Source organism: Stenotrophomonas sp. YJH_SMC_82, assembly GCF_059368875.1.
The window spans coordinates 170,485-193,195 of sequence record NZ_JCAFSE010000005.1 but is presented as its reverse complement, the minus strand read 5'-3'; the positions used below and the strand labels follow the sequence as shown (position 1 = coordinate 193,195).

Below are 22,711 nucleotides of genomic sequence, written 5' to 3'. Positions count from 1 at the left end.
CACGCCGCTCACAGCGCGAACGTCACCGACAGGCGGGCCTGTCGCGGTGCACCGGGGAACAGGTAGTAGTCACCGCCGCTGCTGCCGGTATCGCGCCAGTAGAAGCGGTTGAATACGTTGTCCACCGACAGGTTCCAGGTCACCGCGCGTTCGTGCAGGCGATGCTGGAAGCGCAGGCCGGCATCGAACACCGAGTAGTCCGGCGCGCGCACGCCACCGTCGGCGCGTGCCACGTTGGCACCGGCATAGCGCCAGCCACCGGTCACGTCCAGGCCCTGCACGAACGGCAGCGCGTAGGCCATGTGCACGCTGGCGCGTACCTTCGGCACGTTCACCAGCTGATGGCCTTCATAGGCCGGCGTGCCGGTGTCGCGCGCGCGCGCCTGCAGCACGCTGGCGCTGGCCACGATCTGCAGTGTGTCGGTCAGCTGGCCGTTGGCGGTCAGCTCCAGGCCGGTGTGGGTCTGCGTGCCTTCCTCGACGAAGGTGTAGCCGACGTCGCTGCTGTCGGGCCTGGCGTACTGGTACGGCTGCGAGATGCGGAACACCGCCGCGCCCAGGGTCAGTGCTTCGACCGGCACGTACTTCACGCCCACTTCCAGCTGCCGCGACTGCACCGACGGCAGGAAAGTGTCGGCATTGCTGGTCCAGAACGGCGCTTCCTGTCCCAGCGAAATGCCGCGCACGTAGCTGGCATAGGCGTTGAGCTGATCGGTGGCCTTCCACACCACCGCGGTCTGCGGCAGGAACCGCGACAGGCGGCTGTGCCGCTGCGGAACGCCACGCTTGTCGTAGGCACGCTCGTTCAGGCGCACGAAGCGGCCACCGGCCAACCACTGCCAGTCATCGCCAAAGCTCATCCGGTCCAGCGCGAAGAACGCGGTCTGGCGGCTGTCCAGGCGTCGTGCGGAGGGGCCGGGCATCTTCGGCGACGGCTCGAACACGGGCACCTGCGGGTCGTGGATGTTGCTGGTGCCGACGTACTCGTTGACGCTCGGGCGCTTGTCCACGGTGCGGCGGAAGTAGTCGGCACCGAGGGTCAGCTGATGGCCGACGCTGCCGGTCTCGAAGCGGCCACGCAGCTCGGCACGGGCCTGCTGGTTGCGGCGGGTGTCGTCCGGGCTGCGGTAGTCGTAGACATCGTAGTCGCCGTTGGGCGCGAAGTAGTTGCCTGGCACGCTGCCATCGGCGCACTGCACGGCGTAGTAGCAGCCGTAGGCGAAGGCGACGTTGTCATCGATCACCGAGCGGCTGTGGCCGACCGAGACGCGCGACTGCCAGGCATCGTTGAAGTCGTAGGTATGCAGCGCGGTGATGTTGGTGCTGGCGATATCCACCGGGCGCTGCCACGGCTGGTAGCCGAGCAGGTGCTCGCGGTCGACACCGCGCGGCAGGTCACGCGCGCCCAGCAGCTGGTAGCCGGACACCGAGCGCTGCGAGCTGGTCTGGTAGTTGGCATCCACTTCCAGCTTGCCGCGCTCGCCGATCAGCCAGTCGGCGGCCAGCGAGTAGAAGTTGCGGCGGCCATCGGCGTGCGCGACGTAGGAATTGCTGGAGTCCCATGCGGCATTCAGGCGCAGGCCGAAACGCGGGGTGATCCAGTGGCCGACATCGACGGCGACGTAGCGTGAGCCTTCCGAATCGGTGCCGAGCGTGGCGGTGCGTACTTCAGCCGGGCGCTTGCCGATGTAGTTGATGATCCCGCCCGGCGCCATCACCCCTGCCGCCAGGCCGGCTTCACCCTTGAGGATCTCGACCGACTGCACGTTCTCCAGCGCCAAGCGTTGCTCGCCGGCGATGGACAGCCCGTTGAAGCGGTAGCCGGTGGCGGCGTCCAGCGCGAAGCCGCGGATGGCGATGTTCTGGTAGTAGCCCACAGGTGCATACGCATCACCCAGCGAGGCATCGTTGCTGGCCAGCTCGGACAGCGAACGTACCTGGCGACGTTCGAGATAGTCGCGCTCGAGCACGTTCACCGAAGCCGGCGTGTCCTTCCACGAACCGCCGCCGAAGGCATTCACGCGCGAGGTATCGGCCTTCGGCTTGCCGGCCTCCACGCGCACCGCCGCCAGTTCGGTCGGCGAGCGTTCGGCACCAGTGGCAGCCGCATCGGTGGTGGCCTCGGCCTCGCTGGCATGCAGCGGCAGCGCGGCGCAGAGGGCGAGTGAGAGCAGGGTGGGGCGCAGGCAGCGGTTCATTCGGTTCGTCTTCGGACAACAAGGGAGACGAAGCGACGGCGCGCAGGTGCACCGGCCCATGATGGGGGTGTGGCTGCGGCTCAAAGCTCCCTACGCCGGTGCAAACCGGATCAGGTTCCAAGGGACTCTCTCAGCCTGGCAGATCCAGGCACCCCCGCTTCAGGTGACCATTTCACTACAAATGGTACGGATTTGCGAGCGCCAGCCGGGGTCAGATCCCTTTCCTGCGGAAAGGGATCTGACCGCAACGCTGCGTCAACCGGATCACGCGACGGCGTGCAGGGCCTGCAGCAGTGCCCGCCCCGGCGCGCTGTGGAACCACGCCGGATGGCCCAGCATGAAGGGCTGCCAGGCCACGTCGGCATTCGCGGTTGAGCGGGTGACACCTTCGAAGTACTCCACTTCGGACAGTGCGAAGTCGAAATGGACCATTGGCAGCAGGTCGGCCAGCAGGTGCACGCGTGCCGCCGACAACGGCAGCACCTCGCGGTAGCCGTCGAGCAGGGCCAGCGCGATATCGATGCGCACCGCCTCCATGCCGCGCTCCAGTTCCAGCCACGCCACTGCGTTGCGCTCGATCGCGGTGGCGAGGTCGAACAGCGCGCTGGTGGGCGACGCCAGGCCGAAATCCAGCACGGTGCTGACCTCGCCGTTGCGCCACAGCAGGTTGGAGACATGCCAGTCGTTGTGCGCCCACAGCCGGGGCTCGGCGCGCAGGCGCTCGGCCAGGCCGGCGTGCCACGGCAGCACGTCGCGCTGCAGCTGTGCTTCCCATGGAATGCGCGCGAGATAGCGTGCCAGCCCGGGACGTTCATCCAGTCCTGCCTTGATGGCGGCGATCGGATCGTCGGCACGGATCAGGTCGTCGCGCGCCACCAGCAGATGGGTGCTGCGCTGGGGCGCGTGGTAGCTGGCGGCGGCACGGTGCAGCTGTGCGAGCGTGCGCCCTGCTTCGCGGGCCTGCGCGACATCGGTCAACAGCGACCACGACACCGCGTCGCGATACAGGTCGTCGCCCACGCCGACATCGTGCAGTTCAAACGTCCATTCGCCGTGTTCGACCGCAGTGTGGCCATCGGTGGCCGGCAGCACCTGCACCACTGGCACGCCGGCGGCGGCGAGATGGGCGATGAAGTGGTGTTCTTCTTCCAGACAGGCCGCGCTGCGCACGCTGTGGTGGTGGCGCTTGATGAACACCGCGCCGCGCGTGCCGTCGACGATGGCGGCGGCAGACAGCGGCCGCGGGCTGTGCCAGCGCGGTTGGCTGTGCCCGCCCAGCTGCGGGTAACGCGTACTCAGCCACGCGATGTCCGCCGCGCTGATCGGTGGCCAGTCGGCAGCGACCTCGTCGTTGTTGAGGCCCTGCACGCGGTGGGAGGAAGACGTCATGCCACAGTCCGATCGGGAAAGTCACATCCAAGGCTGCGCATTCAACGCCATGCGCGTGGCCAACGCAAACGGGCGGGTCATCGACCCGCCCGTCTCCGCGTCATCGGTATGTCGGCGCTGCTTACCAGCCGCGATGGCGGCCGCGGTCGTGGTAGTAGCGGTTGTCGTAGTAGCGCTCACGCTGCCAGCGGCGGTCATCGCCACGGTCGTAGTAGCCACTGCGGTAGTAGCCACGGTCGTAACGGCGATCGTAGCGGTCGTCGTAACGGCGATTGTCGTAGTAACGGCGGTCGCGGCGGTCGGAGGTGGTCAGGTTGCCGATCGCGCCGCCGGCCACGGCACCGCCGACGGTGGCCGCAGGGTCGCCGTTGGACAGCAGGTTGCCGGCCACGCCACCGACCACGGCGCCGACCAGGGTGCGCTTGTCCTTCCTCGACATCGCGCTGGCATCGCTGACCACGGCGACACCGGCAACCAGTGCCAGGGCCATCGCCAGACCACGGAAGCTGAGTGTGGAAGTACTGAGCATGTTCGGTTCTCCTGTGAGGTGCATGCCACGCTGGGCAGGGAGGGCGCGGGGCGCCCCGGCTGCCGTGGAGACCACGCTGGCGTTCCGACATTGCCGGAACATTGCCTGGCCTACCGGGCGGCTTGCGCATTCATCTAGCGGCAGGCGGCATGAAGCAAGGCTGAAAGTGGCTTTTACCGCTCAGCTGGCAGAAAGGGAAAGGGCCGCGCATGGCGCGGCCCCTCCCGGTCTGCAAGGCGCTGCGGGCTCAGACGCCCATGGCCTTCTGCGCCTGGCGGGTCTGTTCCTGCTGCGCGTCCTGCTGCTGGTGCAGCACGTTCGGCGCGCCCTGCACCGCGCCGCTGCTGAGCGCCATGCTCTGCTCGCTGGCGGTGCGGGTTTCCACCGCAACGCGGCTGGCCGCCGGGTCACCGACCGTGCCCTGCACGGCGAACAGGCGCTCACCGTTCGGGCTGGGCACCACCGCGTCGATGCGCTGCAGGCCGGCGGCATGCGCCTCCCTGGTCAGGGCCGCTGCGGCGCTTTCCAGCGCGTGGCGGTCCTTGAAGGTGCCCGCCGGCATCCGCTCCAGGCCTTCGGTGGCCTGCAGGTACATCGGATTGCGCGGGTGCCGCTCGTCGTTCAGCAGCGGGCGCTCGCGGGCCTCCTTGATCGCATCCAGCGTCTTTGCACCGACGATGCCGTCGGCAACCAGCCCGTTGTCCTTCTGCAGCTGGCGTACCGCCGCTTCGGTATTGCGGCCGAAGCGGCCGTCCTCGGCCAGCGGCTTGCCGTCGGCCCCGGCATAGCCGAGGTGGCCCAGCTGCTCCTGCACCTTGCGCACGCCCTCGCTGTGCGCGCCCGGCTTGTACAGCTCGGCGTGCGGGGCGGCAGCGGCCTTGTGTTCGGCCGCAGGCTTGCCCTGGGTCTGCTCATGCGATTGGGTGCGGCTTTCCAGCAGGTCGCGCGCCTTGGACAACGGGTCCGACGCGAACAGCTTCCAGTGCGGGTGGTCCTTCACCTGCTTGAGGTAATCCTCCACCGGCATGGTGTGCACGCCCTTGCTGCCGGTGGACTGGCTGATCAGCAGCTTGTCGGTGTTCGGGTCGCGCACCACCATCACGATGTGGTCGATGCCATTCCAGTGCTCGTGGCGGGTCCTGGCCGTATCCAGGCCGATGACCATGCCTTCCTTCAGCGCACCGGGCTTGAGGATGGCGTCGCGCTCGAGCAGCACGCCGGACTGTTCGACGGCCTTGTGCACGATGCCGCCGGAACCGAGGTTGCCCAGGTCGATGCGGTCGGCCTTGCTGAAGACAGCGTGCCCGGCCTTCTGGTTGATCTCGTCCATGGTCCGGTTCTGCAGGGTGCCGACCCAGCCGGAGCAATCGATGTAGCCCTGGTCCACGTTCTTGCCGGTCTTGCCCGGCACGTACAGCGCGTGGCCCGGGATGTTGATGGCGTACTTCACATCGTCGTACTTCACGCCAGCGTCGTACGCGGCGTGCAGTTCGATGCCCGGCTTCGGCGCAGCAGGAGCCGTTGCGGTCGCCGCCAGCGTGGCCGCAGCGGCACCCACTGCGGCGGTCTGCGCAGGTGTGCCTGGAGCCTGGGCCTGGCCCGGTGCCACGGTCTGCGGCGTGATGTGCTTTTCCGGGATGCTGATCGCTGCGTACTTGTGGATGTAGTAGCTGGAGAAGGTCCGCGCCAGGTCGCCGTCGTTCATGCCACGCATTTCGGCCAGGGTGTGGCCGGTCAGCGCCTTGGCATCGGACCCGATCTGGTTGAGCACGTTGCGGCGCATGTTGATCTCTTCGCCATGGCCGTTGCGGACCACGCCGAAGGTGCCGGTGGCGATCGCGGTCTGCACCGAGCCATAGCCGGCGCTGCCCTGCTGGTGGGCCAGGTACAGGTCCAGGCCGGTCGGCGTGTCGCCGCCGGACAGGTACGGGTGGCCGGTGCGCTCATTGCGGCGCGCCATCGAGCCCAGGTTGTCCTGGTACATCTGCGCGGCGGCTTCGGTGTTGCGGGTCGGGTCGAATTCGTGGCCGGTCAGGTGGTATTGGCGGGCCGAGCCGGGCACGAACTGGAACAGGCCTTTGGCGCCGGTCGAAGTGTTGTGGGCGCGCTCGTTGAAGGTGCCGCCGGTCTCGATGTGCGCGAAGCGCATGAAGTCATCGACCGGGATGCCCTTCTGCCGGGCGACCTGCTCGACGATGTCCAGGACTTCCTTTTTGCTGTAGTCATGCTGTGCCATGACGTTTTCCTCGGGGTTGATGGAGCGGCCGATGCCGCGAATCGCCAACCGGACTCATCCGTGAGTCAAGAACATGTCGGTCAACAGGTAACCCGCCTGCGGCGGATGGAAATCAGGGCGCGATGTACTGCTGGGCCTTGCTGTCGAAGCGGTAGTGCACGGTGTCGCCGGCACCCAGCGCGCGGGTCTTGCCCGGGGCTTCGATGGTGGTGCCCTTGAAGGTCACGGTCAGCTGCGGCAGGCCGTTGCCATCGGCCACGAAGGCCAGTTCGCCATCGCTGTCGGTGCACGGCATCACGTTGCCGTCGTCGCAGGCCGCGCTGTTGTCTTCGCCGGTGCGCACCGAGCCGACGTAGCGCCAGACCTTGCTGTCCAGGTCGTCCTCGCTGCGCTTGGGGTTGAACAGCAGCAGGGCGTAGCCGCTGCTGCTGATGCCGCGGTCGAAGCTGCTGGTCGGCACCGCCAGCAGCAGGCGGCCGTCGGCGGTGCGGTGTTCGATCGGCTTGCGCCGGGTATCGACGTCGTCGGCCTTGTCGTAGGCGCCGAGTGCACCGATGGTCCATTCCTGGCCGCGGAACTTCCACGGCTTCTTCGCGTCGCCGCCGGCCAGCACGAAGGTGGCCTCGGCCAGATTGGCGCGGTCGTCGGGGCCGGCCGGCTGCTGTTCGCCCGGCTTGCCGTAATGCTCGCGGGTGTCCCAGGAAAAACCGGTGTAGTAGGTGGTGCCGTCCAGGGTGAAGCGGTGGCCGAACCAGAAGGTCGCCACGCTGCCGTTCTGGACTTCATAGGACGTCGCACCGTCGCCATCGACCTGGTAGATGAAATACATCACGGTCGGCGCGTCCGGCGGGGTGACGGCGGCATCGGGAGAGGGGTTCTGCATCGGGGCAACATCCTGTCGGGGCGCTTTGGCAGCCTGCGCAGGCGCAGGCCGGGAGGACGAGGGGGCCGGATCGGCGGCGCTGCAGGCGGCAGCGGAAAGGGAGACGAGCAGGCACGCCGCGAATGCGCGCAGGGGCCGCAACGGCAGGGTCCAACGTAGCTCGGGGGGGGACTGCATGCGCCTCTCCATGGTCAGCGTTGCCGGGCCAGACGGCCGGCAGGAAGCCGCACCCCATCCACCACGGACGGGAGCGAGGACATGAGCCGGTCGATTCCTTCGACCTCGCATTGAGAACTCATGCCCGTCCATCTTGGCACAGATCCGCAGGCCGTCAAAGAGGGGGGGCGGCAGCCGGGTCTGTGATGTGAAGTGCGTCTCAGATCTTGCCGTCACGCAGGTAGTCGAACAATTCGGCGTCGCCCTTCAGCCCCAGCTTGAGCATGGCGTCGCCCTTCTGCCGGCTGATGGTGCTGACGCTCTTGTGCAGCTGCAGCGAAATCTCCTTCACCGTCATGCCGGTGCCGAGCAGTCGCAGCACCTCCACTTCGCGTGGTGACAACGGCTTGCCGTCGCCCTCGCGCATGCGCCAGCTGCCGGCCGCGTCCACCCGCTCGCGCAGGCTGCGGCTGATGTAGGGCTGGCCGCGGTACACCGACTGGATGGCCTGCGGCAGCTCGTCCATTGACGAACTCTTGTCGACCAGACCGAGCACGCCACTGTCGAGCACCATGCGCAGGATCGCCAGGTTGCTGGAGACGCTGAGCATCAGCACCGGCAGGTCCGGATGCCGGCGGCGGATCATGCCGATCATGGCGAAGCCATCGGCCTGCGGGCTGCCCGGCATGGAGTAGTCGGTGACCAGCAGGTCACAGGGCTGGTTGGCGAGCAGGGTCATCAGCGCCTGCGCGCTGTCGGCCTCGCCGACCACGCGGCCCACGCCGCTCGACTCGATGACGGCGCGGGTACCGATGCGGACCACCGGGTGATCGTCTGCGATGATGATGCGCAAGCTCATGCTCTAGTATGGCCATCGGGCACGCCGGGCCGCGACCATCGCGGTCCCTGGCAGGATTCTAGGAGATCGACGCAGATGCGTAGGTGGGCTGTTCGCGGGCTGCTCCTGCTGCTGGCGGTGCTGGCCCTGCCCGTGGCCCAGGCACAGCCGGCCCCTGGGCTGCTGCCGCTCAGCCCGTTGCAGCGCGAATACCTGGTGGCGCATCCGACCATCGTTGTCGGGCAGTATGACAGCGGTTGGCCGCCCTTCGAGTCCCTCCGTGACGGCCAGCAGGTCGGTCTGGGACCGGACTACCTGTCGCATCTTGCACGCCAGCTCGGCATGAAGGTCGAGGCGCGCCGCTATCCGGACTGGACATCCGTGCTGGATGCGGCATGTCGTGGCGAGATAGACGTGGTGATGAATGTCGGCCTCAGTGCCGACCGCACCCGCTGCATGGTCTATACCGCGGCCTACAGCGAAGCGCCGCTGGCCCTGGTGGGCCGGCCGGACGACCTGCGTGCCTCCGACATGCCCGACCTGGAGGGTCTGCGGGTGGTGATCGAGCAGGATTTCCTGACCGGTCCGCAGGTGCGCGCCCGATTCCCGCGTGCCCGCCAGCTTGTCGTAAACGACACGTTGAGCGCATTGCAGATGGTCAGAGACGACAAGGCCGACGTCTACATCGGCAATGCCTTTGTCGCCACCGAGCTGATTGCCAGCCGGCGCCTGCAGGGCGTGGCGCTGTTGCGGCCCAGCGACCTGCCCCCTGAACGGCTGCACTTCGGCATTCCCAACAGCAAGCAACCCCTGGCTGAAGCCCTGGACCTGGCGCTGGCGGCCACCAGCCAGGCCCAGCGTGATGCCCTCGCACAACGATGGCTGCCACCGCCGCACTGGTCGGCATCGGCGCAGCTGGCGCTGAGCCAGGCCGAGAAGCGCGTGCTGGAGCAGCCGTTGAAGATCGGTTTCGCCCCGAATGCCGCGCCACTGTCGTTCACCGGCGAGGATGGCCGGCCCAGCGGGCTGGCCAGCGAATACCTGCAGCGCCTGATGCAGGCCGGTGCCAACCTGCAGGTCGAGGACAGCCACGACTGGTACGAGGTACGCGAGAAGGCCCGCCGCGGTGAGCTGCAGGCGGTGATGGGCATTCCTGTCGATTCACGGTACCTGGGCCCGGACTGGGTGTTCAGCCAGCCCTTCATCAGCGTGCCGAACGTGATTGTGGTCAGGAGCGATGGCGAGTCGCTGCTGGGCCTGGCTGACCTGCAGGGCAAGCGCGTGCTGCTGTCCGACCCGGAGCGTGTGCGCGGCTACGTGCTGCAGCAGGCACCGCAGGCGCGGATCATCGCTGCACGCAGCGCCGAACAGTCGCTGCAGCGCCTGCTCGCTGGCGACGCCGATGCGTACATTGGCAACCTTGCCGTGGTCGATCACCTGCTGCGCAGCCGTTTCCCGGGGCGGCTGCAGGTGGCGGCACCGGCCGGCTTCAACGACCAGCTGGTGCTGGCTGTGGACCGCCGCCACGCGGCACTGGCTACCACCTTCGATCGCCTGCTGCTGCAGATGACCCCACGCAAGCGCGAGGCCCTGCGCAATGCCTGGCTGGGGGTGGAGTACCGCAACGGTGTCGACTGGAACAAGGTGCTGCGGTGGGGCGTGCCGGTGCTGCTGGTGCTGCTGACCGCGCTGCTGGTACATGGCGTCGGCCATTGGCGGCTGCGCCGCGAGGTGGCAGGACGTCGCCAGCTGGAGCAGCGTCTGGCCGAGGTGACCGACAACCTGCCTGCAGTGGTCTATCAGGCGCGTCGCGACGCCGATGGCACGCTCAGCTTCCCGTTCATCGCCGGTGACCTGCCTGCGTTGTTCGGCATTACACGGCAGCAGGCCGAACAGGATGCGAGGGTGTTGCTGGAACGCATCGAGGAAGAGGACCGCGCGCACATCCTGCACTCCATCGAGCAGGCCGCGCGCCAGTTCGCCCCATTGATCCTGGAGTTCCGCCTGCGCAGCGATGGGGAGGGCGTGCGCTGGGTGCGCAGCCAGGCCCACCCCTATGCCGCCGAAGAGGGCGCGGTGATCTGGAGCGGTTACTGGGTGGACGTGAGCGAAGCGCGGATGCAGGCCGATGCCCTGGCGGCGGCGAAGGCGGACGCCGAGCAGGCCGCCGAGGCCAAATCGCGCTTCCTGGCCACGATGAGCCATGAGATCCGCACGCCGATGAGTGGCGTGCTGGGGATGCTGGAGGTGCTGGCGCACTCACCGCTGGACAGCGAACAGCAGCGCATCCTCGGCGTTATCGAGGATTCGGCCCAGATGCTGCGGCAGATCCTCGATGACATCCTCGATTACTCGCGGCTGGAAGCAGGGGCGTTGCGCCTGGAACCGGTGCCGCAACCGCTGCGGCCCCTGCTGGAGAGCGTGTGCCGCCTGCTGTCGGCCCAGGCCAGCGCGCGTGGCCTGGCGCTGCACGTGCAGATCGATCCCGAGCTGGCGCCGGCCCACGAAGTGGACGGCGTGCGGCTGCGTCAGATCGTGTTCAACCTGCTCAGCAATGCCATCAAGTTCACCGCACAGGGCGAGGTGCGCCTGCAGCTGGAGGTGCTGGGGCCGACCAGCGAAGACGGCGTGCAACCGCTGTGCCTGAGCGTTACCGACACCGGCATCGGCATCGCACCGGAACAACTGCAGCACCTGTTCGCGCCCTTTACGCAGGCCGGTGCCTACATCCAGCGTGACCACGGCGGCACTGGCCTGGGCTTGAGCATCTGCCAGCGACTGGTGCAGATGATGCAGGGCGAATTGACCCTGCACAGCACGCTGGGCGAAGGAACCCGCGCCGAAGTGCGGGTATCGCTGGTGGAGGCCGGCAGCGAGGACGCGGCGGCACTGCTGGCCGAGCAGGACCAGTCCGCGCTGCTGCCCGCCGCGCTGCGCCAGGCGCGGGTGCTGGTGATCGAGGACCACCCGACCAACCAGGCGATGATGGCGTGGCGGCTGCAGCAGCTGGGCGTGCCCCATGTGCTGCTGGGCGATGGCCAGCAGGCGCTGGATCGCCTGTCGTCGGAGAGCTTCGACCTGGTGATCACCGACTGCCGCATGCCGGTACTCGATGGATTTGGCTTCACCCGCCTGCTGCGCGAACGCGAGGGCCGTACCGGCCAGCCGCGGCTGACGGTGCTGGCGCTGACCGCCAGCGTGCTGGACGACGATGCGCGCCGCTGCCGGGAGGCCGGCATGGACGAGGTACTGGCCAAGCCGCTGTCGCTGGCCACGCTGCGTGCGGCGCTGCTGCGCTGGCTGCCGCAGGCCCAGGGCCAGTCGTTCGAGGTGCCGGTGCCGGAGGTTGCCGCCGACGACGGTGAAGCATTGCCTGATCTGGCCACCCTGCAGCAGCGCTTCGGCTCGCGCGTGGTGGCCGAGCAGCTGCGCGACAGCCTGTTGCAGGCCAGCGAGGGTGACCTGGCCGCCGTGCAGCGCGCCGTGCAGGCTGGCGACCGCCAGGCTGCGGCGCTGCACCTGCATCGCCAGGCCGGCGGGCTCGGGGCGATCGGGGCCACGGCACTGGCCCAGCAGGCCAATGCCCTGGTCGAGCGCCTGCAGGATGCGGCAGAGGCCGATACGGCGCCGTTGTTCGCCACCGTAACGACGTTCGTGGCGCGGCTGCAGCAACAGCTGCAGCGCCTGGCTCACTGAGCCGACTGCTGCTGCAGGTAGGCGATCACCAGGGCGCGGCGTTCTGCGCTGGGGAAGGCGTTGTACATGCGGGTGCCCGGCACCAGGTGCGTGGGTGACTGCAGGAAGGTATCCAGCGTCTGTGCGGTCCAGGTGATGTCGGCGCGGCGCATGCCGTCGGAATACCCATAGTCGGGCAGGCTGCCGGCGCGGCGGCCGATCACGCCGTGCAGGTTGGGTCCGAAGCGGTGGATGCCACCGGGCTGCACGGTGTGGCAGCCGGCACACAGTTCGAACGCGCGCTGCATGGCCTGCTGCCGGGCCTGTTCGGGCGTGGCCGGCACCGCGGGCGGGCGCTGGCAGGCCGTGGCAAGCAGGGCCACGGCAACGGCGGTGAGCAGGCGGCAGGCACGCATGGGTGGGCAGGATAGCGGTGCGGTGGAGCGGTCGGGCTGCGACACACGGTCGCAGCCCGGGGCGATCACATGCCCGAGTAGTTCGGGCCGCCGCCGCCCTGCGGGGTCACCCAGACGATGTTCTGGGTCGGATCCTTGATGTCGCAGGTCTTGCAGTGCACGCAGTTCTGCGCGTTGATCTGCAGGCGCGCGTTGTCGGCTTCGCCAACGAACTCGTACACACCGGCCGGGCAATAGCGGGCTTCCGGGCCTGCGTACTCGGCCAGGTTCACCTTCACCGGAATGCTGGGGTCCTTCAGCGTCAGGTGGCTGGGCTGGTTCTCGTCGTGGTTGGTGCTGCTCAGGAACACCGAGCTGAGGCGGTCGAAGGTCAGCACCCCATCCGGCTTCGGGTAGGCGATGCGGGTGTGCTTGGCGGCCGGTTCCAGGCAGGCATGATCCGGCTGCGTGCGGTGCAGGGTCCACGGCGGGTTGCGCACGCCCAGCTTCGGCAGCAGCCACTGCTCGACGCCGGTCATCAGCGTGGCCACGGTCTGGCCCTTCTTGAACCACTGCTTGAAGTTCTTGGCCTGCTGCAGTTCGGTGAACAGCCAGCTGGCTTCGAACGCCTTCGGGTAGGCGCTCAGTTCATCGTGCTGGCGGTCGGCGGCCAGCGCGTCGAACGCGGCGTCGGCGCACAGCATGCCGGTCTTGATCGCGGCATGGCTGCCCTTGATGCGGCTGGCGTTGAGGTAGCCGGCCTCGCAGCCGACCAGTGCACCGCCCGGGAACACCGTCTTCGGCAGCGACAGCAGGCCACCGGCGGTGATCGCACGCGCGCCGTAACCGATGCGGGTACCGCCTTCCAGATGCTTGCGGATGGACGGATGGGTCTTGAAGCGCTGGAACTCTTCGAATGGGCTCAGCCACGGGTTCCTGTAGTCCAGGCCGACCACGTAGCCGATGGCGACCTTGCCGCCGTCGGCGTGGTACAGGAACGCGCCGCCGTAGGTGTCGCTGTCCAGCGGCCAGCCGGCGGCGTGAACCACCAGACCCGGCTCATGCCGGGACGGGTCGATCTGCCACAGCTCCTTGATGCCGATGCCGTAGGCCTGCGGGTCCTTGCCTTCGTCCAGCGTGTAACGCGCGATCAACTGGCGGCCGAGATGGCCGCGCGCGCCTTCGGCGAAGATCGTGTATTTCGCCTGCAGCGCCATGCCGCGCTCGAACGCCGGGCCGATGCTGCCATCCTTCTCGATACCCATGTCGCCGGTGGCCACGCCGATCACTTCACCGTTGTCGCCGTACAGCACCTCGGCTGCGGCGAAGCCGGGGAAGATCGCCACTTCCAGCGCCTCGGCCTGCTGCGCCAGCCAGCGGGTCACTTCGCCCAGGCTGATGATGTAGTTGCCTTCGTTGTGGAAGCACTCCGGCAGCAGCGCGTTGGGCGTGCTGCGCGCGCCGGTTTCGCTGAGGAACAGGAATTCGTCACGGGTGACCTTCTGCTTCAGCGGTGCGCCGCGCTCGGCCCAGTCCGGGAACAGCTCGGTCAGCGCGCGCGGATCCATCACCGCACCAGACAGCACGTGCGCGCCTGGTTCGGACCCCTTCTCCAGCACGCACACCGACAACTCGCGGCCGGCTTCGATCGCGCGCTGGCGCAGGCGGATCGCGGTGGCCAGGCCGGCGGGGCCGGCGCCGACGATCACCACGTCGAATTCCATTACTTCACGCGGGGGCAGGGCGTTGGCTTCAGCGCTCATCGATTGCATGACTCGTGGGTAGGGCCGGCATCGGGGCCACCGGCGGTGCCTGGGAATCGCGCGTGCAGCCACGAGCGAAACGGTTGTTTGAATGTGTCAGGGTACCGGGCCGCGCGTGATCGAGCTAGATCGCCGATGTTCACGTCACGATTGCTGCGGTGCAGCGTAAGGCTGCGGCCCGGGTGGGTGCCGACCCTGGTCGGCACGCTCTGCCCGGATGACCGACAATGGCCGGGTCCTGACTGCGCGTGAGTGCCATGGCTTTGCATCCGTACGATCTGTTCGATGTCCGTTCCCTGCTCAATGAGGAAGAGCGCGCGGTGCAGGAGAGCGTCGCCCGCTTCACCAACGAGCGCGTGCTGCCGATCATCGGCGATGCCTTCGACCAGGCCCGTTTCCCCTCTGAACTGGTGCCGGAGATCGCCTCGCTGGGCCTGCTGGGCGCCACCCTGCCGGCCGAATACGGCGGCGGTGATCTGGGTGCGGTCAGCTACGGCCTGATCTGCCAGGAGCTGGAGCGCGGCGATTCGGGCCTGCGCAGCTTCGTCTCGGTGCAGAGCTCGCTGTGCATGTACCCGATCTATGCCTACGGCAGCGAGGAACAGCGCCAGCAGTGGCTGCCGGCGATGGCACGCGGCGAGCTGATCGGCTGCTTTGGCCTGACCGAGGCGCATGGCGGTTCCGATCCGGCCAGCATGAAGACCCGCGCGGTGCGCGACGGCAGCGACTGGCGCATCAGCGGCAGCAAGATGTGGATCACCAGCGGCCCGGTGGCCGACCTGGCCATCGTCTGGGCGCAGACCGAGGACGGCATCCAGGGCTTCGTGCTGGAGAAGGGCATGGCCGGCTTCACCACGCAGGAGATCAAGCACAAGATGAGCCTGCGCGCGTCGCTGACCGGCGCGCTGTTCTTCGATGACGTGCGCGTGCCCGACAGCCACCGCCTGCCGAACGTGAAGGGCCTGAAGGGGCCGCTGGGCTGCCTGACCCAGGCCCGTTACGGCATCAGCTGGGGCCCGATCGGTGCCGCCGTTGCCTGCCTGGATGAAGCGCTGGGCTATGCCAAGGAGCGCGTGCTGTTCGGCCGCCCGCTGGCGGCCACCCAGAGCGCGCAGATCAAGCTGGCCGAAATGGCCCGCCGCATCACCACCGCGCAGCTGCTGGCGCTGCAGCTGGGCCGCCTGAAGGAAGCCGGGCAGCTGCAGCCGCAGCAGGTCAGCCTGGCCAAATGGAACAACTGCCGCATGGCCATCGACATCGCCCGCGAATGTCGCGATCTGCTGGGTGGGGCCGGCATCACCACCGAACACGTGGCGATCCGGCATGCACTGAACCTGGAATCGGTGATCACCTATGAAGGCACCGAGACCGTGCACCAGCTGGTGATCGGCCGCGAACTGACCGGCATCAACGCGTTCTGAAACCTGGTTCCGGTGGGTGCCAACCTTGGTTGGCACATCTTTCCAGAAGTTTCTGCAGCCGCCTTGACCTGTCTTTGGTAGGTGCCAACCTTGGTTGGCACACCCCTTCGGCACGAGACCGGGGAACAGTGCGGACCAAGGTCCGCACCCACCAGAAGCAGGTCACACCCACCAGCAGCGATCCACAGCCACCCCGGAGCGGTTTACGCGCCGCCGGCAAACCCATGCTGCCGCCACGCCTCGTACATCACCACGGCAACGGTGTTGGAAAGATTGAGGCTGCGGTTGCCCGGCCGCATCGGCAGGCGCAGGCGGCGGCCATCCGGCAGCGCATCGAGCACGTCCTGCGGCAGGCCACGGCTTTCCGGGCCGAACAGGAAGGCATCGCCATCTTCGAACGCCACGCTGTCGTAGCGGACGCTGGCACGCGTACTCAGGGCGAACAACCGCTTCGGTGCGATCCGCGCCAGCGCGGTGTCCAGGTCGGGGTGCACCTGCAGGCGCGAGTACTCGTGGTAGTCCAGGCCGGCGCGCTTGAGCTGCTTGTCTTCCAGTGCGAAGCCGAGCGGCTCGACCAGGTGCAGCTGCGCGCCGGTGTTGGCGCAGAGCCGGATCACATTGCCCGTGTTGGGCGGGATTTCCGGTTGGAACAGGATTACGTGGAACTGGGGCGCGGCATTCATCGGCGCAGTGTACCTGCGACGGCGGCCGCCTCTACGGCGCACGCCCTGCGCTGGGCAGGGCGGCACCGCTTACGGGCGCAGCAGGACCTGGGCGGTTTCGGTGGCCAGGGCCTGCAGGTCTGCAGCGCTCGGACGCACCTGCAGGGCCGGCAGGTTGACGATCACCTGGTTGGCGACGCTGGTGGCAGCGGCAGCCAGGGTGGCGGCGTAGCGCTGGGCTTCCAGTTCGGCGGCCAGGGCGACGCGCTGTTCCAGGCTCGGGCGCACTTCCACCGAGGCCAGGGTGGTGATCGGCATCGCGGCGGCGACCGGGGCGGCGACGTAGCCGTTGCGCTCGGCCAGCTGGTCGGCGCTCGGGCGCACTTCCACGGTGGCCAGGGTCGGGATGCCGCTGGCCTGTTCCCAGGCCTGCTGGGCCAGCTGGTCGGCCGCCGGGCGAACCTGCACGGTGGCCAGGGTCTTGATGGATTCGGAGGCCTGCACCGACGAAACAACCGCGGTGCCGGCGATCAGGGCGATGGCGATGGCAATGGTCTTGGCGTTCATGACGGGGCCTGTTTAGTGTTGGTGATCAGTGGTGTGGTAGTAAGGTAGTACACCAATTCTGGGGATGCAAGAAGAATTTTCGATTTCCTGCATTTGTTCAGTCTTCAGTCAGCTTGAGTCTGAAGCCCTTCCTGGCGCAGGAAGTACCAAGCAATCCCCGTGCCAACTTTTATTCATTGATTTACAAGGGTTTTTTATCAATCGAAAAGTGTCCGGTGGGCGGACACCTGTCCATTCGATATGCCGCGGACACTGTCCGGACGCCTTCAGCCGGCACATGTGACGGTTCACGCCCCCCGGCTGGGGCCGGGCCGGATGGCCTTCAGGGCAAACACCCCCAGTGACTGGCGACCGATTCCTGCCGTTGCCTGCGCAGGCTAGGATCGGGATTCACCTATGTGACCAAGGATCCGGATATGTCTCTCGCCCTTCGCCCGCGCGCCGCATTGCTGGCCGTCGCCCTCAGCACCGCCCTGGGCACGCTTGCGCCCACCTCCGCGCTTGCCGCCAGGCCGACGGCACCGGCCAAGGTCGATATCCCGTACGAGCAGTTCACCCTGCCCAACGGCCTGCGCGTGATCGTGCATACCGATCGCAAGGCGCCGATCGTCGCGGTCAACGTCTGGTACCACGTGGGCAGCAAGGATGAGCCGGCCGGCCGCACCGGCTTCGCGCACCTGTTCGAGCACCTGATGTTCCAGGGCAGCGAGAACCACGACGGCGAATTCTTCGAACCGTTCAAGCAGGTCGGTGCCACCGGCCAGAACGGCACCACCAACACCGATCGCACCAACTACTTCGAGAACGTGCCGACCACCGCGCTGGACATGGCGCTGTGGATGGAGTCGGACCGCATGGGCCATCTGGTCGGTGCGATCGACCAGGCTGCGCTGGACGAGCAGCGCGGCGTGGTGCAGAACGAGAAGCGCCAGGGCGAGAACCAGCCCTACGGCCAGGCCTGGGACCAGATCAACAAGGCGCTGTATCCGGTTGGCCACCCGTACCACCACGGCGTGATCGGCTCGATGAACGATCTCAACGCGGCCTCGCTGGATGACGTGAAGACCTGGTTCCGCACCTGGTATGGCCCGAACAACGCGGTGCTGGTGCTGGCCGGCGACATCGATCTGGCCACCGCCAAGGAGAAGGTCGCCAGGTACTTCGGCAGCATCCCCGCTGGCCCGACCATGGCGCAGCCGGCGGTGAACGTGGCCAAGCGCAGTGCCGATACCCGCGAGACGATGACCGACAAGGTGCCGCAGGCGCGCATCTACCGCGCCTGGAACGTGCCGCAGGTCGGCACCGCCGACATCGACCAGTTGCAGCTGTTCTCCGAAGTGCTGGGCGGCGCCAAGTCCTCACGCCTGAGCCAGCGCCTGCAGCACCAGGACAAGCTGGTGGACAGCATCGGCTCGGGCCTGTCGACGTCGCAGCTGGGCTCCAACTTCGTGATCGTGGCGACCGTCAAGCAGGGCCAGGACCCGGCCAAGGTCGAGAAGATCATCGACGAGGAACTGGACCGCCTGATCAAGCAGGGCCCGACCGCGGCCGAGCTGGAGCGCGCCAAGACCGGCGCCCGTGCCGGCTTCATCCGTGGCATCGAGCGCATCGGTGGCTTCGGCGGCAAGGCCGATGCGCTGGCCGAGTGCGCGGTGTTCACCGGCGACCCGGGTTGCTTCCGCACCTCGCTGGCCAACATCGAGAAGGCCAGTGCCGCCGATCTGAGCCGCCTGGGCGCAGAGTGGCTGGACAAGGGCAGCCACACCCTGGTGATCGCACCGGGTGAGCGCGTGGCGCTGAAGGAAGAACCGAGCCAGACGCCGAAGCCGTTCACCGTGCCGGCGGTGGACCCGAAGTACAGCACCCTGCCGGAACAGGTGGACCGCAAGGCCGGCGTGCCGCAGACCCGCGAGTTCCCGCAGCTGAAGTTCCCGGCACTGCAGCGCGCCACGCTGAAGAACGGCACCCAGGTGATCCTGGCCGAACGCCACGAGATTCCGGTGGTGCAGTTCAGCTACCAGTTCCCGGGCGGCTTCAGCGCCGACCAGGGCCGCAAGCCCGGCACCGCCAACTTCACCATGAGCCTGATGACCGAAGGCGCCGGCAAGCTCGGTTCGCTGGCCTTCGCCGACGCCGCCGACGCACTGGGCGCCAGCCTGGATGCCTCGGCCGGCCTGGACTCGATGAGCGTGGACCTGTCGGCGCTGAAGGAAAACCTGGCACCGTCGCTGGCGCTGTACCGCGACCTGCTGCGCGAACCGCGTTTCGAGCAGGGCGAGATCGACCGGGTCAAGGCGACCTGGATCGCCGGCATCCAGCAGGAGAAGGTGAACCCGGGTGCAGTGGCCATGCGCGTGCTGCCGCCGCTGCTGTACGGCAAGGGCCACCCGTACGCCATCCCGTTCACCGGCAGCGGCGACGAGGCGGCGATCAACGGCCTCACCCGCGAAGATCTGGTTGATTTCCACCACGACTGGCTGCGCCCGCAGAATGGCACCCTGATCGTGGTCGGTGACACCACCCTGGCCGAGATCGTGCCGCTGCTGGACAAGCAGCTGGGTGACTGGAAGGCGACCGGCGAGGCGCCGCAGGTGAAGGCGGCCACCGATGTCGCGCTGCCGAAGGGCCCGCGCGTGTTCCTGATCGACCAGCCGGGTGCGGTGCAGGCCAACCTGTTCGCCGGCCAGGTGGTGGCGCCGTCCAGCGCCGCCAGTTCGACCCGCTTCGACATTGCCAACGGCGTGATCGGCGGCGACTTCACCTCGCGCCTGAACATGAACCTGCGCGAGGACAAGCACTGGTCGTACGGCGCGCGCAGCAGCGCGACCAGTTCGGTGGGCCAGCGCCCGTGGATGGCCAGTGCGCCGGTGCAGATCGACAAGACCGGCCCGGCACTGGCGGAAATGCGCAAGGAGATCGCCGCATTCGCCGACGGCAGCAAGCCGGCCACCGCTGCCGAAGTCAACCGCATCCGCAACATCCAGACCCTCAGCCTGCCCGGTGCCTACGAGACCGCCAGTGCCGTGGCCGCGACCATCGGTTCGATCGTGCAGTTCAAGCGCCCGGACGACTATGTGCTGCGTCGCAAGGCCGAGATCGAAGCGATGACCCCGGCGCAGGTGCAGCAGGCCGCTGCCGAGATCAAGCCGCAGGCCCTGACCTGGGTGGTGGTGGGTGACCTCAAGCAGACCGAAGCGGCCGTGCGCGCGCTGAACCTGGGCGAGGTGACGGTGATCGACGCCGAGGGCAACCCGGTCAAGAAATAAGGCACGACCCGGCCCGCCTGTGGCGGCCCGGCTCCCCCGGTAGTGCCGGCCGCTGGCCGGCAACCCCTTAAGGGGTCGGAGCCCCCTGCGGGGGATCCGACCCCTCCGCCGACCTGGGGTCGGATCCCCCGCAGGAGGCTCTGACCCCGGCCCCGGCTACCCCCGATTCAGGCTGTTCAGGCAGAATCGCCCCATACCCTTCCAGGATCTGCCCATGCGCGTTCTGCTGCTTTCCTCTCTGCTGCTCACCGTCACTGCCTGTACCTGGGTGCCGATCGAACCGGCCGGCAAGGCGACCCGCGTGTTGCCGGCAGGTCCGGTTCCGGCCGGCTGCATCGCCAAGGGCGAGGTGGTGGTCACCGTGAAGAGCAAGGTCGGCTTCTACAACCGCAACCCGCTGCGCGTGCAGGAAGAGCTGGAAACCCTGGCCCGCAACGAGGCCCCGAGTGCCGGCGCCAACGCCGTACAGGCCGCCGCCGCGCCCGCCGATGGCAGCCAGCGGTTCGCCGCGTTCCAGTGCCCGCCGCGCTGAACGCTTCACCATACGGCCAAGCCTGAATTCGTAAAGATGCGGTGAAGGCCCCGGGGGTTATAGAATAGCGCCCCCTTTTGCCTGAGCCTTGGCGCTAACCTCGATGCTCTTCAAGAATGTCTCGATCGCCGGCCTGGCACACGTTGATGCGCCGCATACGCTGACGACCAAGGAAATCAACGAGCGGCTGCAGCCGACGTTGGATCGCCTCGGTATCCGCACCGACGTGCTCGGCGATATCGCCGGCATCCATGCCCGCCGCCTGTGGGACAACGGCGTGCTGGCGTCCGATGCCGCCACCATGGCCGGCCGCAAGGCGCTGGAAGACGCAGGCATCGATGCGACGCAGGTCGGCCTGCTGGTCAACACCTCGGTCAGCCGCGACTACCTGGAGCCGTCCACCGCCTCGATCGTGTCGGGCAACCTCGGCGTCAGCGACGAGTGCATGACCTTCGACGTCGCCAATGCCTGCCTGGCCTTCATCAACGGCATGGATATCGCGGCGCGCATGATCGAGCGTGGCGACATCGACTACGCGCTGGTGGTGGATGGCGAGACCGCCAACCTGGTGTACGAGAAGACCCTGGAGCGCATGACCGCCCCGGACGTCACCGCCGACGACTTCCGCAACGAGCTGGCCGCCCTGACCACCGGTTCGGGCGCCGCCGCGATGGTGATGGCGCGCTCGGAACTGGTGCCGGATGCACCCCGCTACAAGGGTGGCGTGACCCGTTCGGCCACCGAGTGGAACCAGCTGTGCCTGGGCAATCTGGACCGCATGGTCACCGATACCCGCCTGCTGCTGATCGAAGGCATCAAGCTGGCCCAGAAGACCTTCACCGCCGCCAAGATCGCCTTGGGCTGGGCCGTGGAAGAGCTGGACCAGTTCGTGATCCATCAGGTCAGCCAGCCGCACACCGCTGCGTTCATCAAGAACTTCGGCATCGACCCGAAGAAGGTCATGACCATCTTCGGCGAGCACGGCAACATCGGCCCGGCCTCGGTGCCGATCGTGCTGAGCAAGCTCAAGCAGCTGGGCAAGCTGAAGAAGGGCGATCGCATTGCACTTCTGGGCATTGGTTCCGGCCTGAACTGCTCGATGGCCGAAGTGGTCTGGTAAGCAGCCCGCTGCCCGACCTCCTGTAGAGCCGAGCCATGCTCGGCTCACGCGCGCAGCGCGGCTCTTCCGCAGCGGACCGGAGAGCAGCCGAGCATCGGTTCGGCTCCACATTGCGCCGCGACTCTCCCTAGGTGCTCCGCATGCGCGATCTTCCCGGTTACCCCGCCCACCCGCAGCGCTTCGAGGTTCGCCCCGGCCTGTCGATGAACTATCTCGACGAAGGCCCGCGCGATGGCGAAGTGGTGGTGATGGTGCATGGCAACCCGTCGTGGAGCTATTACTGGCGCACGCTGGTGGCCGGCCTGTCGGACACATACCGCTGCATCGTGCCGGACCACATCGGCATGGGCCTGTCGGACAAGCCCGATGACAGCCGCTACGAGTACACGCTGCAGTCGCGCGTTGACGACCTCGATGCGCTGCTGAAGCACCTGGGCATCACCGGCCCGGTGACCCTGGCGGTGCACGACTGGGGCGGCATGATCGGTTTCGGCTGGGCGCTGTCGCACCACGACCAGGTCAAGCGCCTGGTGGTGCTCAATACCGCCGCGTTCCCGATGCCGGCGGCGAAGACGATGCCGTGGCAGATCGCGCTGGGCCGCCACTGGAAGATCGGCGAGTGGATCATCCGCAGCTTCAATGCGTTCTCGTCCGGTGCCTCGTGGCTGGGCGTGGAGCGGAAGATGCCGGCCGACGTGCGCCGCGCCTACGTGTCGCCGTACAACAGCTGGGCCAACCGCATCAGCACCATCCGTTTCATGCAGGACATCCCGCTGTCGCCGGCCGACAAGGCCTGGTCGCTGCTGGAGCGGGCCGGCAAGGCGCTGCCGTCGTTCGCCGACCGACCGGCCTTCCTCGGCTGGGGCCTGCGCGACTTCGTGTTCGACCACCACTTCCTGAAGGGCTTCCAGGCCGCGTTGCCGCAGGCCCAGGTGCATGCCTTCGAGGACGCCGGGCACTACGTGCTGGAAGACAAGCACGAAGTGCTGGTGCCGGAGATCCGCGCGTTCCTGGACGCCAACCCGATCTGATCGGTGTGCCGACCAACGGTCGGCACCCACCCCTTCCTCTTCCGGTGGGT

The 22,711-nt window shown here is 67.7% G+C and carries 16 protein-coding genes and 1 riboswitch; of the genes, 6 read left to right on the top strand and 10 right to left on the bottom strand.

All coding sequences use genetic code 11. The annotated features are described in order from the left end of the window. Positions 1 to 8 precede the first annotated feature (8 nt). The 6 genes from AC5P53_RS18395 to AC5P53_RS18370 all read right to left on the bottom strand — a co-directional run bounded on the left by AC5P53_RS18395 (position 9) and on the right by AC5P53_RS18370 (position 8,250). Positions 9 to 2,198: a TonB-dependent siderophore receptor gene (locus AC5P53_RS18395; RefSeq protein ID WP_241887714.1), complete on the bottom strand. Its 2,190-nt coding sequence runs from the start codon at positions 2,196 to 2,198 to the stop codon at positions 9 to 11. Between the two features lie 70 nt (positions 2,199 to 2,268). Then, positions 2,269 to 2,364: riboswitch (TPP riboswitch) on the bottom strand. A gap of 98 nt (positions 2,365 to 2,462) precedes the next feature. Further along, positions 2,463 to 3,587 (bottom strand): phosphotransferase enzyme family protein, encoded by a 1,125-nt coding sequence (locus tag AC5P53_RS18390; protein WP_053494681.1) that lies wholly within the window; start codon positions 3,585 to 3,587, stop codon positions 2,463 to 2,465. Between the two features lie 121 nt (positions 3,588 to 3,708). Then, positions 3,709 to 4,116 carry a glycine zipper 2TM domain-containing protein gene (locus AC5P53_RS18385; protein ID WP_014645533.1) on the bottom strand — a complete coding sequence of 136 codons (408 nt, stop codon included), beginning with the start codon at positions 4,114 to 4,116 and terminating at the stop codon, positions 3,709 to 3,711. Positions 4,117 to 4,363: 247 nt separating this feature from the next. After that, on the bottom strand, positions 4,364 to 6,352 hold the full coding sequence (locus AC5P53_RS18380) for a peptidoglycan-binding protein (protein WP_032959398.1): 1,989 nt from the start codon (positions 6,350 to 6,352) through the stop codon (positions 4,364 to 4,366). A gap of 112 nt (positions 6,353 to 6,464) precedes the next feature. After that, on the bottom strand, positions 6,465 to 7,235 hold the full coding sequence (locus AC5P53_RS18375) for a hypothetical protein (RefSeq protein WP_014645535.1): 771 nt from the start codon (positions 7,233 to 7,235) through the stop codon (positions 6,465 to 6,467). A gap of 376 nt (positions 7,236 to 7,611) precedes the next feature. Next, entirely contained in the window at positions 7,612 to 8,250 is a 639-nt protein-coding gene (locus AC5P53_RS18370) for a response regulator (protein WP_014035550.1), read from the bottom strand. A 75-nt stretch (positions 8,251 to 8,325) separates the two neighbouring features. Here AC5P53_RS18370 and AC5P53_RS18365 point away from each other — a divergent pair, with 75 nt between their 5' ends. Then, positions 8,326 to 11,925 carry an ATP-binding protein gene (locus tag AC5P53_RS18365; protein ID WP_241887715.1) on the top strand — a complete coding sequence of 1,200 codons (3,600 nt, stop codon included), beginning with the start codon at positions 8,326 to 8,328 and terminating at the stop codon, positions 11,923 to 11,925. On the opposite strand, the gene AC5P53_RS18360 is transcribed toward AC5P53_RS18365, so the two are convergent. Beyond that, positions 11,919 to 12,320, bottom strand: a complete 402-nt coding sequence (locus tag AC5P53_RS18360) for a c-type cytochrome (RefSeq protein WP_014645538.1) — start codon at positions 12,318 to 12,320, stop codon at positions 11,919 to 11,921. The genes AC5P53_RS18365 and AC5P53_RS18360 overlap by 7 nt on opposite strands. Before the next feature lie 65 nt (positions 12,321 to 12,385). Next, on the bottom strand, positions 12,386 to 14,062 hold the full coding sequence (locus tag AC5P53_RS18355) for an electron transfer flavoprotein-ubiquinone oxidoreductase (RefSeq protein ID WP_041862952.1): 1,677 nt from the start codon (positions 14,060 to 14,062) through the stop codon (positions 12,386 to 12,388). Positions 14,063 to 14,319: 257 nt separating this feature from the next. Between AC5P53_RS18355 and AC5P53_RS18350 the strand changes: the two genes are divergently transcribed. After that, positions 14,320 to 15,483, top strand: coding sequence for an acyl-CoA dehydrogenase family protein (locus tag AC5P53_RS18350; RefSeq protein WP_046427898.1), 1,164 nt, complete (start codon positions 14,320 to 14,322; stop codon positions 15,481 to 15,483). A 203-nt stretch (positions 15,484 to 15,686) separates the two neighbouring features. Here AC5P53_RS18350 and AC5P53_RS18345 read toward each other — a convergent pair whose 3' ends face one another. Continuing rightward, on the bottom strand, positions 15,687 to 16,166 hold the full coding sequence (locus tag AC5P53_RS18345; RefSeq protein WP_014645541.1) for a tRNA (cytidine(34)-2'-O)-methyltransferase: 480 nt from the start codon (positions 16,164 to 16,166) through the stop codon (positions 15,687 to 15,689). A 69-nt stretch (positions 16,167 to 16,235) separates the two neighbouring features. Continuing rightward, positions 16,236 to 16,712, bottom strand: coding sequence for an XAC0231 family protein (locus AC5P53_RS18340; RefSeq protein ID WP_014645542.1), 477 nt, complete (start codon positions 16,710 to 16,712; stop codon positions 16,236 to 16,238). A 416-nt stretch (positions 16,713 to 17,128) separates the two neighbouring features. Between AC5P53_RS18340 and AC5P53_RS18335 the strand changes: the two genes are divergently transcribed. The 4 genes from AC5P53_RS18335 to AC5P53_RS18320 all read left to right on the top strand — a co-directional run bounded on the left by AC5P53_RS18335 (position 17,129) and on the right by AC5P53_RS18320 (position 22,661). Further along, positions 17,129 to 19,978 carry a M16 family metallopeptidase gene (locus tag AC5P53_RS18335; protein ID WP_126411591.1) on the top strand — a complete coding sequence of 950 codons (2,850 nt, stop codon included), beginning with the start codon at positions 17,129 to 17,131 and terminating at the stop codon, positions 19,976 to 19,978. Positions 19,979 to 20,192: 214 nt separating this feature from the next. Then, positions 20,193 to 20,510 (top strand): DUF4156 domain-containing protein, encoded by a 318-nt coding sequence (locus tag AC5P53_RS18330; RefSeq protein WP_005407628.1) that lies wholly within the window; start codon positions 20,193 to 20,195, stop codon positions 20,508 to 20,510. Positions 20,511 to 20,613: 103 nt separating this feature from the next. Further along, positions 20,614 to 21,630: a 3-oxoacyl-ACP synthase III gene (locus AC5P53_RS18325; protein ID WP_014035559.1), complete on the top strand. Its 1,017-nt coding sequence runs from the start codon at positions 20,614 to 20,616 to the stop codon at positions 21,628 to 21,630. A 140-nt stretch (positions 21,631 to 21,770) separates the two neighbouring features. Then, a complete protein-coding gene (locus AC5P53_RS18320; RefSeq protein ID WP_049405193.1) occupies positions 21,771 to 22,661 on the top strand; it encodes an alpha/beta fold hydrolase in 891 nt (296 codons plus the stop codon). The last annotated feature ends 50 nt before the right edge of the window (positions 22,662 to 22,711 follow it).

What these genes read in the sequence shown, in the direction of transcription:
- AC5P53_RS18380 (WP_032959398.1), bottom strand. Translation starts at nt 6,352, where the DNA reads ATGGCACAGCATGACTACAGCAAAAAGGAAGTCCTGGACATCGTCGAG.
- AC5P53_RS18390 (WP_053494681.1), bottom strand. Translation starts at nt 3,587, where the DNA reads ATGACGTCTTCCTCCCACCGCGTGCAGGGCCTCAACAACGACGAGGTC.
- AC5P53_RS18375 (WP_014645535.1), bottom strand. Translation starts at nt 7,235, where the DNA reads ATGCAGAACCCCTCTCCCGATGCCGCCGTCACCCCGCCGGACGCGCCG.
- AC5P53_RS18330 (WP_005407628.1), top strand. Translation starts at nt 20,193, where the DNA reads ATGCGCGTTCTGCTGCTTTCCTCTCTGCTGCTCACCGTCACTGCCTGT.
- AC5P53_RS18325 (WP_014035559.1), top strand. Translation starts at nt 20,614, where the DNA reads ATGCTCTTCAAGAATGTCTCGATCGCCGGCCTGGCACACGTTGATGCG.
- AC5P53_RS18345 (WP_014645541.1), bottom strand. Translation starts at nt 16,166, where the DNA reads ATGAATGCCGCGCCCCAGTTCCACGTAATCCTGTTCCAACCGGAAATC.
- AC5P53_RS18385 (WP_014645533.1), bottom strand. Translation starts at nt 4,116, where the DNA reads ATGCTCAGTACTTCCACACTCAGCTTCCGTGGTCTGGCGATGGCCCTG.
- AC5P53_RS18355 (WP_041862952.1), bottom strand. Translation starts at nt 14,062, where the DNA reads ATGAGCGCTGAAGCCAACGCCCTGCCCCCGCGTGAAGTAATGGAATTC.
- AC5P53_RS18335 (WP_126411591.1), top strand. Translation starts at nt 17,129, where the DNA reads ATGTCTCTCGCCCTTCGCCCGCGCGCCGCATTGCTGGCCGTCGCCCTC.
- AC5P53_RS18320 (WP_049405193.1), top strand. Translation starts at nt 21,771, where the DNA reads ATGCGCGATCTTCCCGGTTACCCCGCCCACCCGCAGCGCTTCGAGGTT.
- AC5P53_RS18365 (WP_241887715.1), top strand. Translation starts at nt 8,326, where the DNA reads ATGCGTAGGTGGGCTGTTCGCGGGCTGCTCCTGCTGCTGGCGGTGCTG.
- AC5P53_RS18360 (WP_014645538.1), bottom strand. Translation starts at nt 12,320, where the DNA reads ATGCGTGCCTGCCGCCTGCTCACCGCCGTTGCCGTGGCCCTGCTTGCC.
- AC5P53_RS18370 (WP_014035550.1), bottom strand. Translation starts at nt 8,250, where the DNA reads ATGAGCTTGCGCATCATCATCGCAGACGATCACCCGGTGGTCCGCATC.
- AC5P53_RS18350 (WP_046427898.1), top strand. Translation starts at nt 14,320, where the DNA reads ATGGCTTTGCATCCGTACGATCTGTTCGATGTCCGTTCCCTGCTCAAT.
- AC5P53_RS18395 (WP_241887714.1), bottom strand. Translation starts at nt 2,198, where the DNA reads ATGAACCGCTGCCTGCGCCCCACCCTGCTCTCACTCGCCCTCTGCGCC.
- AC5P53_RS18340 (WP_014645542.1), bottom strand. Translation starts at nt 16,712, where the DNA reads ATGAACGCCAAGACCATTGCCATCGCCATCGCCCTGATCGCCGGCACC.